The 13,785-nt window shown below is 70.1% G+C and carries 12 protein-coding genes; 2 read left to right on the top strand and 10 right to left on the bottom strand.

The features are described 5' to 3' along the window. Positions 1-105 precede the first annotated feature (105 nt). Positions 106-900 carry an aminotransferase class IV gene (locus HSO01S_RS14615; RefSeq protein WP_084361701.1) on the top strand — a complete coding sequence of 265 codons (795 nt, stop codon included), beginning with the start codon at positions 106-108 and terminating at the stop codon, positions 898-900. A gap of 113 nt (positions 901-1,013) precedes the next feature. Here the strand turns inward: HSO01S_RS14615 and cydC are convergent, their stop codons facing one another. The 9 genes from cydC to HSO01S_RS14570 all read right to left on the bottom strand — a co-directional run bounded on the left by cydC (position 1,014) and on the right by HSO01S_RS14570 (position 10,971). Beyond that, positions 1,014-2,702 carry a thiol reductant ABC exporter subunit CydC gene (gene cydC / locus HSO01S_RS14610; RefSeq protein WP_066042875.1) on the bottom strand — a complete coding sequence of 563 codons (1,689 nt, stop codon included), beginning with the start codon at positions 2,700-2,702 and terminating at the stop codon, positions 1,014-1,016. Beyond that, entirely contained in the window at positions 2,699-4,468 is a 1,770-nt protein-coding gene (gene cydD, locus HSO01S_RS14605; protein ID WP_066042872.1) for a thiol reductant ABC exporter subunit CydD, read from the bottom strand. Before cydD ends, cydC begins: the two co-directional genes overlap by 4 nt. A 4-nt stretch (positions 4,469-4,472) precedes the next feature. Further along, positions 4,473-5,480: a cytochrome d ubiquinol oxidase subunit II gene (gene cydB, locus HSO01S_RS14600; RefSeq protein WP_066042868.1), complete on the bottom strand. Its 1,008-nt coding sequence runs from the start codon at positions 5,478-5,480 to the stop codon at positions 4,473-4,475. A 9-nt stretch (positions 5,481-5,489) separates the two neighbouring features. Continuing rightward, positions 5,490-6,902: a cytochrome ubiquinol oxidase subunit I gene (locus HSO01S_RS14595; protein ID WP_066042866.1), complete on the bottom strand. Its 1,413-nt coding sequence runs from the start codon at positions 6,900-6,902 to the stop codon at positions 5,490-5,492. Between the two features lie 174 nt (positions 6,903-7,076). Then, positions 7,077-8,006 (bottom strand): ABC transporter substrate-binding protein, encoded by a 930-nt coding sequence (locus tag HSO01S_RS14590; protein ID WP_066042863.1) that lies wholly within the window; start codon positions 8,004-8,006, stop codon positions 7,077-7,079. 4 nt (positions 8,007-8,010) lie between these two features. Next, positions 8,011-8,748, bottom strand: a complete 738-nt coding sequence (locus HSO01S_RS14585) for an ABC transporter permease (RefSeq protein ID WP_066042861.1) — start codon at positions 8,746-8,748, stop codon at positions 8,011-8,013. Further along, positions 8,745-9,437 (bottom strand): ABC transporter permease, encoded by a 693-nt coding sequence (locus tag HSO01S_RS14580; RefSeq protein WP_066042858.1) that lies wholly within the window; start codon positions 9,435-9,437, stop codon positions 8,745-8,747. The genes HSO01S_RS14585 and HSO01S_RS14580 overlap by 4 nt, the downstream gene beginning before the upstream one ends. Then, entirely contained in the window at positions 9,434-10,246 is an 813-nt protein-coding gene (locus HSO01S_RS14575) for an ABC transporter ATP-binding protein (protein ID WP_066042855.1), read from the bottom strand. The genes HSO01S_RS14580 and HSO01S_RS14575 overlap by 4 nt, the downstream gene beginning before the upstream one ends. Positions 10,247-10,341: 95 nt before the next feature. Further along, a complete protein-coding gene (locus tag HSO01S_RS14570; protein WP_066042852.1) occupies positions 10,342-10,971 on the bottom strand; it encodes a TetR/AcrR family transcriptional regulator in 630 nt (209 codons plus the stop codon). Between the two features lie 179 nt (positions 10,972-11,150). On the opposite strand from HSO01S_RS14570, the gene HSO01S_RS14565 reads away from it, so the two are divergent. Then, entirely contained in the window at positions 11,151-12,251 is a 1,101-nt protein-coding gene (locus HSO01S_RS14565; protein ID WP_245636018.1) for an App1 family protein phosphatidate phosphatase, read from the top strand. Between the two features lie 60 nt (positions 12,252-12,311). Here HSO01S_RS14565 and HSO01S_RS14560 read toward each other — a convergent pair whose 3' ends face one another. Next, on the bottom strand, positions 12,312-13,754 hold the full coding sequence (locus tag HSO01S_RS14560) for a helix-turn-helix transcriptional regulator (protein WP_066042849.1): 1,443 nt from the start codon (positions 13,752-13,754) through the stop codon (positions 12,312-12,314). Positions 13,755-13,785: the final 31 nt, after the last annotated feature.

Below are 13,785 nucleotides of genomic sequence, written 5' to 3'. Positions count from 1 at the left end.
TCGGAAGGGGGCGCGCAAGGCGCACCACTGATCAACAGTACTAAACCCCGGGGTGTTCCCGGGCTGTACTACCGTGGACCCGAGGCGACGAGGAAGGGGTTCCGGATGGCCGACGCCCCCGCGACCTTCACCTGGACCGGTGGCGCCCTCGTCGAGCGCGACCTGATCCCGCACGAGGCCCTCGAGGTCGCCGACTCCTGGTTCGTCTCCCCCGCCGGCCGCGCCCGCGCGCTCGACGCCCACCGCGACCGCTTCCTCGAGAGCATCGCCGAGCGGATGCCGCGGGCGGACGCCCTCGACCCGGAGGCGTTCTGGGGCGCCTCGATCGGCCGCCTGCGGTCGTTCCGCGAGGCGGCCCTGTTCCCCCGCCTCGAGCTCGCGCGGTTCCCCGGCGGCGGGCTGGAGCTGCGGCTCCGCGTGCGGGTGGCACCGCGGATGCGCGACACGGCCGTGCTGAGCACCCACCGCGGTCCCGATCCCCGCCGGGTGCCCCGGATCAAGGGCCCCGACCTCGAGACGCTGATCGATCTGCGCGCCGCCGCCCAGGAGAACGGCGCCGACGAGGTCGTGCTGCTGGATGAAGGACGCGTCGTGGATGGCTCCAGCTCGGCGATCCTCTGGTGGCGCGGCGAGACGCTGGTCGCGCCGGCCGGCGACCTCGCGCGGGTCGCCAGTGTGACCGCGCGGAGCATCCGGCTGATCGCGACGGCGACCGGGACTCGGGTGGTCGAGGAGCGCGCCCGGCCGGCCGACCTCGCGGGCTGCGAGGTCTGGATCGTGAGCGCACTCCGCGGGATCACACCCGTCGACACCTGGATCGACGGACCCGAGGTGCTCGTCCGACCCGAGCGGGCCGCGATCTGGCGCAAGAAGCTCGCCGCGCTCAGCCGCCCGCTCTGAGCCGGGCGCTCGGAGCCGGGCGCTCGGAGCCGGGCGCTCTGAGCCGCCCGCTCTGAGCCGGGCGCTCTGAGCCGGGCGCACTCGGGCGGCGACTCGCAGTAGATCGGACGGGCTCAGTGCGCCGCGACGAGCGTCACGGTCGAGGTCACGAGCTCGTCCGGCACCGGGGTGTGCGAGATGAGCAGCACCGCCCGATCCTCCCCCGCCGCGGCCGAGAGCAGGTCGGCCAGGAGGGCGTCGGCCCGATCCGGATCCACGTTCGCGGTCGGCTCGTCCAGCACGAGCACCGGGAAGCCCGCGAGGAGCGCCCGGGCCAGCGCGATGCGCTGCGCCTGCCCGCCGGAGACAAGTGAGCCGCGCTCGCCGACGCGGGCCGACAGCCCGCCGCGCTCGCGCATCCATTCGCCGAGGCCCACGCGGTCGAGCACCGCTTCGAGCTCGGCGTCGTCGGCCGTGTCCTTCGCGAAGAGCAGGTTCTGCCGGATGTCGTCGTCGAAGAGGTAGGGCCGCTGTTCGCAGAGGCCGACCACGCTGCGCACGGCGTCGGCAGGGTACTCGCGCACGTCGGCGCCGTTCAGCTCGTACCGGCCGCCGTGCTCGAGGAAGCGCACCAGGGCGTGCGCGAGCGTCGTCTTGCCGGCGCCGCTCGCGCCCCGGACCAGCACCCGGTCGCCCGGACCCAGGTCGAAGGACACGGGCGCGAGGGCGGGTGAGTCGCCGGACGCCCCCGGCCACCGCGCGCTGAGGTCCCGCACCCGGAGCCGGACGGCCTCGCCACGGGCGGGCGCCGGCCTGACCGCTCCCGGGCCGTCGACGGGGATCTCGGCGGGCACGACATCCGGCACCACCGCCGCGATCCGGTCGGCGCTCGCCGCCACCTGACGCCAGGCGCCCCACGCCAGCGGCACCATCGCGAAGACCTCGAACACCGCCATCGGCACCAGGGCGACGAGCGCGAGCACCGGTCCGTCGAAGCCGCCCGCGCCACCCCCGGCTCCCCCCGGCTGCAGCTGCGGGATGCCGACGGCCAGGATGCCGAGCGTCACTCCCCCCGAGATCAGCGTGACGAGCGCGGTCGTCAGGGCGCTGCCGAGCGAACGGCGAACGGATGCGCGGGTCAGCGCGTGGTGGGCTTCCGCGAGGCGGCCCCGCGCCTCGGCGTCGGCACCGTAGGCGACCAGCACGTCGAGCGAACCGAGGTAGTCGGCGAGCTCGGCCTGGTACGCGCCGCGGAGGCCGGCGAGCTCGCGCTCGGCGCGGCCGGACACCCGGGAGTTGAGGGCGGTGCCCAGCACCGCGGCCAGCACGAGACCGATCCCAAGGATCAGCCCCGCGGCCGGCAGCAGCACGGAGACCACGACCACCACGGCGAGCGCCGTGAGACCGGAGACCACGAGGGGCTGGACGACGCGGAGCGGCACGTTCTGCTGCTCGTCGACATCGGCCACGAGGCGGGAGAGCAGATCGCCGCGGCGGCTGCCGCCCAGTCCGTCGGGGGCGACGGGGACGAGCCGCTCGTAGACGCCGACGCGGAGCTCGGGAAGCGTCGCGAAGGCGGCGTCGTGCCCGGTCAGCCGCTCGAGGTAGCGGAAGGCCGCCCGGCCGAGCGCGAAGGCACGCACCCCCACCATCGCGGCCGAGAGGTAGAGGATGGGCGGCTGCTCGGCGGCCCGGGTGATCAGCCAGGCGGCCGTCGCAAGCAGCCCGACGGCACAGAGGGCGCTGACCAGCCCGAGGAGGACCCCCGGGAGGAACCGGCGGAGCCGCGGCTGCGCGAGCCGGACGACCTCGCGGCGGTTCACGTCACTGCTCCGTCGACGACCACGTCCACGTCCACGTCCACGTGCAAGCCGGAGTGAGCGGGTTCGAGTGTGATCTCCCGATCGGCGGCGTCGATCACCGCGCGCCGGTGGCTCACGACGAGCACGGCCCGGCCCTCGTCCGCGAGTTCGTGGAGCCCGGCCGTGAAGCGCTCCTCGGCGACCGCGTCGAGGGCCGAGGTCGGCTCGTCGAAGACGATCACCGGGCAGTCGAGCCGGCGGGCGCGGTAGACCGCGCGGGCGTTCGAGACGCGCTGCGCCTGTCCGCCGGAGAGTCCTCCGCCGCTCGGGTCGACGACGGTCTCGAGGGAGATGTCCGAGCCGCCGACCAAGTCGAGCGCGGCACGAGCGAGTACGGCGTCCGGCGCGGTGTCCCCCAGGGTGACGTTGCCGGCCACCGGCCCGGAGATCAGCTTGGGCTGCTGCCCTGCCCAGGCCAACCACGCGCGCCCTGCGCCATCCGTGACCGCCCGCCCGCCACCGTCGCCGTCGCCGTCGCCGTCGCCGAGGAGGATGCGGCCGTCGTGCGGCACGAAGCCGAGCAGCGCGTTGACGAGCGACGTCTTGCCGCTGCCGCTCGGCCCGCTCAGCGCCGTGACCGCACCGGCAGGCACCTCGGCCGAGAAGCCGTCGAGCGCGACGGTGTCGCCGTACCGAACGGTGAGATCCGCGATCCGCAGTCCGCCACGACCGGACCGACCACCTCGGGCGCCCTGCGCATCCGACACCCCCGCCGAAGCCACACCCCCACCGAGCCCAACGTCCGCACCAGCCGAAGCACCCGCACCCGCACCCGCACCCGCACCGATGATCGCGAACACCTCCTCGGCCGCCGCGATCCCGTCGGCCGCCGCGTGGAACTGCGCCCCCACGTTCCGGATCGGCAGGAAGGCCTCCGGCGCCAGCAGCAGCACGAACAGCCCGACCCCGAGCCCGAGGCTCCCGTCGATCAGCCGCACCCCGATCGACACCGCGACCAGCGCCACCGACAGGCTCGCGGCCAGCTCGAGAGCGAAACCGCTGAGGAACGAGATCCGCAGCACCCGCATCGTCTCGCCCCGGTACTCCTCGGTCACCTGGCGGATGCGGCCGGCCTGGCGGTGCTGACGCCCGTAGACCGTCAGCGTCGACAGCCCGCCGACCACGTCGAGGAAGGCCGTGGAGAGGCGCGTGAGCTTCTCCCACTGCTTCTGCTGCACGCTCTGGGTCGCCCAGCCGATCAGGATCATGAAGACCGGGATGAGCGGGAGCGTGAGGGCCACGGTCAGCCCCGAGATCCAGTCCTGCCACCAGATCACGACCACCACGATCGGCATCGCCACCGCGGTGAGCACGAGCTGCGGGAGGTAGCGGGCGAAGTAGGTGTCGAGCGCATCCAGGCCCGGCCCGGTGGTCACGCCCACCGCCGTCGAGTTGCGCGCGGCGAGCCAGCCCGGCCCGAGTCGGGTGATCGCGTCGAGCACCCGCGTGCGCAACTGGCTCTTGACCACCGCGGCACCGCGGAGGGCGCTCGCCTCCGACGCCCAGGCGAGCACGAACCGCAGCACGACCACGCCACCGAGGGCGGCGAGCGGCCCGGCGAGCGCCGGCAGCTGCTCCCCTGCGATCGCCCGCACGATCAGCTGGGTCACGAGGTACGCGAACGCCACGGTCGCCGCCGTCTGCAGCAGGGCGACGCCCCCGCCGATCAGGAAGAACGACCGCGCCGCCGCGGCGTACCGCAGGAGCCTCGGGTCGACAGGTCGCACGGTTCTAGTGTGCGCTCTCGACCGGGATCTGAGCGCGACTGACCCGCTTGCGGAACACCCAGTAGGTCCACGCCTGGTAGGCCACGATCAACGGCACGAAGGCCAGCGCCACCCAGCTCATGATCTGCAGCGTGTACGCCGACGAGGAGGCGTTCTCGATCGTCAGGCTGTTCGCCGGGTCGTTCGAGGCCGGCATCACGTCGGGGAAGAGCGCCGCGAACAGGCTCAGCACCGCGACCGCGATGGTCACGGCCATCAGCGCGAAGGCCCGCCCCTCCCGCCCGCGCAGGTTCGCGGCGAAGGACAGGATCAGGGTCACGGCGGCGACTCCCGACAGAAGGCCCGAGATCGGCGAGCCGTACGAGAGCGTCGTCCAGGCCAGGAACACGGCCGCAACGGCGATGGTCACCGCACCGGAGCGGATGGCGAGCCGCCGGGCGCGCTCCCGGATCTCGCCGTCGGTCTTCAGCGAGACGAACACCACCCCGTGCGTGAAGAACAGCAGCAGGGTGGTCAGACCGCCGAGCAGCGCGTACGGATTGAGCAGGGCGAAGAACCCGCCGATGTAGTCGTGGTTCGCATCCAGCGGCACCCCGCGCACGATGTTGGCGAAGGCCACACCCCAGAGGAAGGCGGGAACGGCCGACCCGATCACGATCATCCGGTCGAAACGCTTCTTCCAGACTGCCTCGGGCCGCTGGTGGCGGTACTCGAACGAGACGCCGCGGAGGATGAGCGCGAGCAGGATGAACAGCAGCGGCAGGTAGAACCCGCTGAACAGGGTCGCGTACCACTCCGGGAAGGCGGCGAACAGCGAAGCTCCGGCCACGATCACCCAGGTCTCGTTAAGATCCCAGACCGGACCGATCGTGTTGATCAGCACGCGCCGATCGGTGTCGTCGCGGCCGAGGAAGGGCAGCGACATCCCGACGCCGAAGTCGAAGCCGTCGAGCACGAAGTAGCCGATGAAGAAGAAGCCGACGATGCCGAACCACAGGACTGTGAGATCCATCATGTCCTCCTAGTAGACCGTCGCCGCGTGCCGGACCTCGCCCGACTCGGGATCCGGTTCGGGGGCGTCGTCCGGCCCCTTCTGGATGGCCTTCTTGATGAGCTTGAACTCGACCACGGCGAGCGATCCGTAGATCACGGTGAAGGCGACCAGCGAGATCAGAACGTCCAGACCCGTGATGCCGGGCGAGACGGCGTCGGAGGTCTTCAGCAGGCTGAACACGATCCACGGCTGCCGGCCCATCTCGGTGAAGATCCAGCCCACGATCATGGCTCCGAGCGAGAGCGGGAAGGCCCAGATCGCGACCCGCCAGAGCCACTGCCAGCGGGGCTGACGGCCGCGGCGGGTGATCCAGAGGCCGACGGCCGCGATCATCACGTGCACCATGCCGAGGCCGATCATCCAGCGGAAGGCCCAGTAGGTGACCCAGATGGTGGGTGTGTAGTCGCCGGGGCCGTAGAGCTGCGTGTACTGCGCCTGCAGGTCGTTGATGCCCTCGACGGTGCCGTCGAAGGTGTGCGTCGACAGGAAGGAGAGCAGGTACGGGATGCGGATCGAGAACAGTTCGTGCACGCCGTCGGGCGTGCCGAGGGTGAAGATCGAGAAGGAGGCGTCGGCGCCGGTCGAGGTCGTGTACATCGCCTCCGCCGCGGCCATCTTCATCGGCTGCGTCTCGACCATCGCGAGGCCGAGCTGGTCACCGCTCAGCACGGTGAGCGCCCCGGCGATCACCATCATCCACAGGCCGAACTTGAGGGCCGGGCGCATGGTCTCGAGGTGCTGGTTGCGGTACAGATGCCAGGCCGCTGCGGCGATGATCAGGCCCGCCGTCACCATGAAGCAGGCGAAGACGGTGTGCGGGAAGGCCGCGAGCGCGACCTTGTTGGTCAGGAGGGCCCAGATGTCGGTGAGCTCGGCCCGGCCCTTGACCTCGTTGATCTGGTAGCCGACCGGGTTCTGCATGAAGGAGTTGGCGGCGATGATGAAGTACGCCGAGAGGGTGCTGCCGATCGCGGTCGCCCAGATCGTGAGCAGGTGGATCTTCTTCGGCAGCCTGTCCCAGCCGAAGATCCACAACCCGATGAAGGTCGCCTCGAGGAAGAACGCGAGCAGTCCCTCGAGCGCGAGCGGCGCCCCGAAGACGTCGCCGACGAAGCGGGAGTAGTCGGACCAGTTCATCCCGAACTGGAACTCCTGCACGATCCCGGTCACGACGCCCATGGCGAAGTTGATCAGGAAGATCTTGCCGAAGAACCGCGTGAGCTGGAGGTACTTGGTCTTGTCCGTGCGCACCCAGGCGGTCTGGAAGATGGCGACCGTGGTCGCCAGGCCGATCGTCAGGGGCACGAACAGGAAGTGGTAGATGGTCGTGAGACCGAACTGCCACCGCGACAGCAAGAGTGGATCGAGGAGATCGTTCATGACACCTACAGTCTACGAACGGCTGTATACAGGTCGGGCCCTTAGTCCCTTTATCCCGCGTCATTGCACGGATGTGCAGCACGCACGCGTAAACATTGACCTGTATACAAGTCGATACACGAAGAGGCCCCGACCCGCAGGACGCGCGGATCGGGGCCTCTCAGTGGGGGGTCGTCAGAACAGCTTGACCTTGGCGAGCCAGTCGGAGGCGATCTTGTCGGCCGACTCCTGGTCGTTGACGCTCTGCGAGTTGAGCTCGACGAGGTCGGCGGCGGTGAGCGCGGCACTGACCTTGTTGATCACGTCGGAGACCTCGGGGGTCGCCGCGTCCGAGTTGATCAGCGGGACGATGTTGGAGGCGAGGAAGAGGCCCTTCGGGTCTTCCAGCGTCACCAGGTTGTTCGTGCTGATGTTCGGGTCTGCCGAGTAGATGTTGACCAGCTGGACGGTGTTGTCCTTCAGCGCCTGGATGGTCAGCGGTCCGCCCGAATCCTCGATCGGGGTGAAGCCCACGGTCACGCCGTAGGTCGACTGCAGACCCTGAGGTCCGTAAGGACGGGTCTGGAGCTCGGAGTTGCCGCCGAGGGTGATCGGCGTCGTGACCTTCGCGAGGTCTTCGAGGCTCGTGACGCCGTTCGCGTCAGAGAACTCCTTGGTGACGTTGTAGGAGTCCTGGTCGGTGGCCGGCGACTGGTCGAGCACCTCGAGGCCCTCGGGCAGTGCGCCCTTGAGTGCCGCGTAGACGTCGTCGCTGGTCTTGGCCGTGGTCTCGGGGTCGTAGTACTGGAGCAGGTTGCCGGAGTACTCCGGGAACAGCTGCACCTCGCCGCTCTCGAGGGCGGGGAGGTAGGCGTCGCGCTGGCCGATGTTGAACTGGCGGGTGACGGTCACGCCGTTCGCCTCGAGGGCCTGGGCGTAGATCTCCGCGATGATCTCGTTGGAGTAGTACGCCTGCGAGCCGATGACGATCGCCGATCCGTCGCCGCCGGCGGATGACGACGAGGTGTCGAGCGGATTGCTTGACGAGCACCCTGCCAGTGCCACCGTCGCACTGACCGCGACTAGCCCTGCGACGAGCCGGCCTTTCTTGATTGCTGTGAACATGTGATCATTTCCCTTCGTGGATGGGGATTCCCATCACCGGCTGCGGACGGGATGACCGCGGCCGGAGGTCTGTGGCTTCTTTCGCGACGACTCCGCGTGGAACGACCAACCGCTGCACGAGGGCGAAGATTCCCTCGAGTGCGAGCGCCAGGGCCGTCACCAGGATGGAGGCGCCGAGCGTCTCGGCGTAGTTGCGGGTGCTGGTGCCCTCGAAGATGAAGACGCCGAGGGCGCCTCCGGAGATGTACCCGGCGAGTGTCGCGGTCGCGACGACCTGCAGCACGCCGGAGCGGATCCCACCGATCAGGAGGGGCAGCCCGAGTGGCACCTCGACCTGCGTGATGACCTGCCACTCGGTCATCCCGACCGCCCGCGCCGCGTCGATGGTCTTGCGGTCGACCGCCTCGAAGCCCGAGTAGGCACCGGCCAGGATGGGCGGGATGGCGAGGATGACGAAGGTGATCAGCGGCGCCTTGAACCCGATCCCGAGTCCGAGCCCGATTAGGATCAGCACACCGAGGCTCGGCAGAGCGCGGAGGCCGCCCGAGAGCGAGACCGCGATGTCCCGGCCACGGCCGGTGTGGCCCACCAGGTAGCCGAGCGGGATGGCGATGACGGCGCCGATCGCGACCGCGCCGAAGGTGTACGAGAGCTGTTCGAGCAGCCGCGCGATCCAGCCCTGCGGCCCGCCGATGTTGGCCGGGTCGAAGATCCAGCCGAAGCCCTCCACGACGAAGTTCACGAGACACCCTCCGCGAGCAGCACGGCCTGCCGGCGTGCCTGGCGCGAGCTCGTCCGGTCACGGGCGTTCCAGGGCAGCAGCACCCGGCCGAGGAGCACCAGCAGCAGGTCGAAGACCACCGCGACGAGCAGGGTCGCCACGATGCCGGTGATGACCTCGGCGGGGATGTTGCGCTGGAAGCCGTTGATGAACAGGTAGCCGAGGCTGGTCACGCCGATCACCGAGCCGATGGTGGCGAGACTCACGGTGCTCGCCGAGACGACCCGGAGGCCCGCGAGGAGGACCGGGCCCGACAGTGGCAGCTCGACCCGCCAGAACCGCTGCCAGGCCGAGTAGCCCATGGCCGAGGCGGCCTGCAGGATGTCGTCGTCGACCGAGGCCAGGCCGTCGGCCGAGGACCGCACCATCAGGGCGATCGCGTAGATCGTGAGCCCGACCACGACGTTGGCCGACGAGAGCTGGTTGGTGCCGAGGATCAGCGGCATGAAGATGAACAGCGGAAGCGAGGGGATCGTGTAGAGCAGCCCGAGCACGAGCAGGATCACGCCCCGGGAGATGCGGAACCGGTTGGCCACCCAGCCCAGCGGGATGGACAGCAGGAAGCCGATGATGATCGGGGGCACGCTGAGGCCGACGTGGGCGACGATCAGCTCCCAGACCAGATCGAGGTTCGATCCGACCCACTTCATGGGCGGAGCACCCCGGTCGGCGTGCCGTTCTCGTCGACCACGACATCCTGCCCGTCGACCCGCTCGATACGGAGCACCCGCTTGCCCTTGTCGGCCCCGACGAACGAGGCGACGAAGTCGTCGGCGGGGTTCGCGAGGATCTCGGCCGGCGTGCCGACCTGCGCGATGTGTCCGCCCTTCTGCAGGATGACGACCTGGTGGCCGAGGAGGAAGGCCTCGTCGATGTCGTGGGTCACGAAGACGACGGTCTTGCCGAGGCCGTCCTGCAACCGGATCGTCTCCTGCTGCAGTTCGGCACGCACGATCGGGTCGACGGCGCCGAACGGCTCGTCCATCAGCAGGATGTTCGGGTCGGCCGCGAGCCCTCGTGCGACTCCCACGCGCTGCTGCTGACCGCCGGAGAGCTGGCGGGGGTACTTGTCGGCGAGCGAACGGTCCAGGCCCACCGTGTCGAGCAGGTCGAGCGCGTGCGCCCGGGCCTCCTTCTTCGGCACGCCGTTCAGGATCGGCACGGTCGCGACGTTGTCGATCACCTTGCGGTGCGGCAGCAGACCGGAGTTCTGCATCACGTAACCGATCCGGCGGCGGAGCTTCACCGGCGCGAGCGTCGAGGTGTCCTCCCCGTCGATCAGGATGCTGCCCGAGGTCGGGTCGATCATCCGGTTGATCATGCGGAGCAACGTCGTCTTGCCGCAGCCGGAGGACCCGACCAGCACGGTCGTCTTGCGGGGCGGGATGACGAGGTCGAAGGACTTGACCGCGACCGTCCCGTCCGGGAATTGCTTCGTCACCGAGCGGAACTCGATCATCGCGGGGCCCTATCGTCGTGGGACCGCGGGCTACGATCCTTCGGACAAGCCAAACATCATCGGGGGAAAACGCAAAGCCCGAGGGTCAACCATCGTCACAAATACGCAGTGACGACGGCGCGACAGGCGGCGATCGCATCCTCGTCGCCCTGCGGGTCGATGATGAACGCGCGCACCAGCAGGGCGTCGACCATCGTGAGCGCGATGTCGAGGCGGTCGGCCAGGGTTCCGTCGTCGGCGATGTCGAACTCGGCGGCGAAGATCTCGGCGAGGGGGCCGGCGACGCGGGCCGAGGCGGCGGTGCCGCCATCCACCTCGGGGAGGGCGATCTGGTCCGAGAGCCGGATGGACGTGAAGCCCGGCTCGGTGCGGTGCATCTGCACGGCCGCGTCGATCAGGCAGCCGAACGCGGCATCCATCGTCGTGGGCTTCGTGCTCTCGAGCAGGTCGACGCTGGCGCGGAGGAAGCGCTCGAAGCCGCGAAGGCTCATGGCCCCCAACACGGCGATGCGGTCGGGGAAGTAGCGGTAGACGGTGCCGATCGAGGCGCCGGCGCGCTCGGCGACCATGGCGGTCGTGAGGCGCTCGATGCCGACCTCGGCGACGACCGCCGAGGCGGCGTCGAGCAGGGCTCCGATCCGTTCGCTGCTGCGAGCCTGGACCGGCTCGTTGCGCACCTTCCCGGTCGATGTGAGCGCACCGCTGATGAGGTCGTTGAATGACACTGAGCCCGTCCCTTTCCCGAATCCCGACACCCGAGTCTAGATCGACTGTCTGTCAGTCGCGTGAGCACTTCTCGGGTCTGCGTCGTGTCGACGTGTCCGGGCGGCCCCGTCGGCGTGCGGATCCCGTCGGGTCTGCACCATCTTCTGCGGTGCGTGCCGGGCCGTGACAGACTGGCAGCGTGCCAACAGAACCCGCCGCGGCACTCCGCCTGCACCGTGCCGCTCGAATCGACGACGCGATCCACGACTTCCGGGAGAAGTGGGCCCGGCGTCGCGGACACCAGGCGACGGTCATCCCGTACACCGGGTACGGCTCCACCACCCGCGTCCGGGTTCTCGGCCGGGTGCTGCTGACCAAGCAGCCCAAGCCCGGTTCCCGCGCCGCCCGCCAGCAGCGCCGGCGCGAGGAGCGGGTGCGCGGCTGGCGCAGCTTCACGAGCGTCCCGGTGGGCGACGTCGAGGTGACGATCCAGGTCGAGGGCAGCGTGCGCACGGTGCTCGCCGACCGCGGCGGCGTCGTCGACGCGTCGGTCGACGTCGAGCTCGAGCCGGGCTGGCACACGATCACGATGTCGGCCGAGGGTTCCGAGCCGGTCGAGGCGCCCGTGTTCATCGTCGCCCCGGACACCACGTTCGGCGTGGTCTGCGACATCGACGACACCGTCATGGTCACCGCGCTCCCCCGCCCCTTCCTGGCGTTCTGGAACACCTTCGTGCTCGACGTGCACGCCCGCACGCCCACACCCGGGATGGCCGTCTTCCTCGAGCGGATGACCACCGACAACCCGGGCACGCCCGTGATCTACCTCTCGACGGGCGCCTGGAACGTCGCGCCGACGCTCACCCGCTTCCTGTCGCGGAACCTGTATCCGAGCGGCCCGATCCTGCTCACCGACTGGGGCCCGACCCACGACCGCTTCTTCCGCAACGGCCGCGAGCACAAGGAGAAGAACCTCCGCCGGCTCGCCGAGGAGTTCCCCGACATCCACTGGCTGCTGATCGGCGACGACGGGCAGCACGACGAGGAGATCTACCGGGAGTTCGCGATCGAGCACCCTGACAGCGTCGCGGCGATCGCCATCCGCCAGCTCTCCGCGAGCGAGGCGGTGCTGGCCGGTGGCCGGTCGAAGGTCGACCCGAACGCGGCGGTCGAGCTGGCCCCGCGGGTCTACGCCCCCGACGGCGCCGGGCTCTTCGAGAAGCTCAAGAAGGCCGCGAAGGACCGCGGGTGGATGCTCGACCACACCGACCCGAGGGACCCGAGCGACCCGCTGGCCTAGACCTCGTCGCCCGGGGTGGCCCGCTCACCTAGAGCTCGTCGCCTGAGGCGACCGCTTCCCTTAGAGCGACCCGGAGTGGGCCTCGAGGAACTGGTACACCTCGTTCTCGTCGACCCCGGGGAACTTGCCCGACGGCAGGGGCGACAGGATGTGGGCGTGCAGCTTCGCGCTCGGCCAGGCCGAGTCCGACCACTTCTCGGCGAGATCGGACGCCGGCTTCCGGCAGCACGACTCGTCTGGGCAGGTCGACTGCACCCGGCCCTGGGTGTCGCGCCCGCGGAACCACTTGGCCTCCGAGAACGGCACCCCGAAGGTGATCGAGAACTCCCCGGCGTCGGTCTTGCCGGTCTGGGTCGCGCACCAGAACGTGCCGGCCGGGGTGTCGGTGTACTGGTAGAACTCGGTCGTGCGGTTGGTGCGGCCGAGCGCGCCGCGCGCCGCCCACTTGCGGCAGACCAGCTGACCCTCGACCGCGCCCGTGACGTCGGCCGGCAGCGGGAGCCCGTCGTTCTCGTAGGCCTTGTAGATCGCGCCGTCCTCCCCCACCCGCAGGAAGTGCACGCGCATGTCCAGGTGCGAGGTCGCGAGGTTCGTCATCCGGAGCGCCGCCGCCTCGTGGGTCACCCCGAACGCGTCGCGGAAGTCCTCGACCGACAGGTCCTTCCGCTCCTTCGCAGCCCGGAGGAACGCGACCGACGGGGTCATCGGCATCAGGCACGCGGCGGCGAAGTAGTTGATCTCGAGCCGCTGCTGGAGGAACTCGGCGTAGCTGCGGGGCGGGGTGTGCCCGAGCAGCCGGTGCGCCATCGCCTGCAGTGCCATCGAGCGGAGCCCGTGCCCGCCCGGGATCGAGGCCGGCGGCAGGTAGATCCGGCCGTTCTCCAAGTCGGTGACCGAGCGGGCCGAGTGCGGCAGGTTGTCGACGTAGATCAGGCTGAACCCGAGGCTCTCGGCGAGCAGCGAGACGCTGCGGTGGGTGAGGGCGCCCGAGGTGTGACCCACGGTCGCGAGCGTCTCCTCGGCGAGCGCCTCGAGCTCCGGGAGGTGGTTGTTCTCGTCGCGCATGGCGAGCCGGTTCTCGGTGTTCGCCCGCCGCGCCTCCTCAGGTGTCGCGATCGACTGGGTCGCGCGCCGGAGCAGCTCCCGGTGCAGTCCGACGAGGGATTCCAGGGTCTCCAGCGGCAGGGTGCGGCTGGCCGGCACCACGGGGAGCCCCAGTGAGGCGTAGAGGGGCGAGGCCTGCGCCTTCGCGAGCTCGATCTCGAGCGCGGTGCGCGCATCCGGAGCCTCGTCGCTCAGCAGATCGTGCATCGGCACACCGAGCTCGACGGCGAGTGCCTGCAGCAGCGAGAGCTTGGGTTCGCGGCGGCCGTTCTCGATCAGGGAGAGCTGGCTGCCGACGACGCCGACCTTCGCGCCCAGCTGGTCGAGGGTCAGCCCGTGCTGTTTGCGGTGGTGCCGGATGCGCCGGCCGAGCGTGATCAGGTCACTGGAGTCCGCCACTTTTGCCTCCCGTAAAGATTGGCCGATCTTT

Origin of the sequence: Herbiconiux solani NBRC 106740, from assembly GCF_001571005.1 — a bacterium.
In the GTDB taxonomy this organism is placed as follows: Bacteria; Actinomycetota; Actinomycetes; order Actinomycetales; family Microbacteriaceae; genus Herbiconiux; species Herbiconiux solani.
Note: the sequence above shows the minus strand (reverse complement) of the source record. Positions and strands in the feature narration are given on the sequence as shown.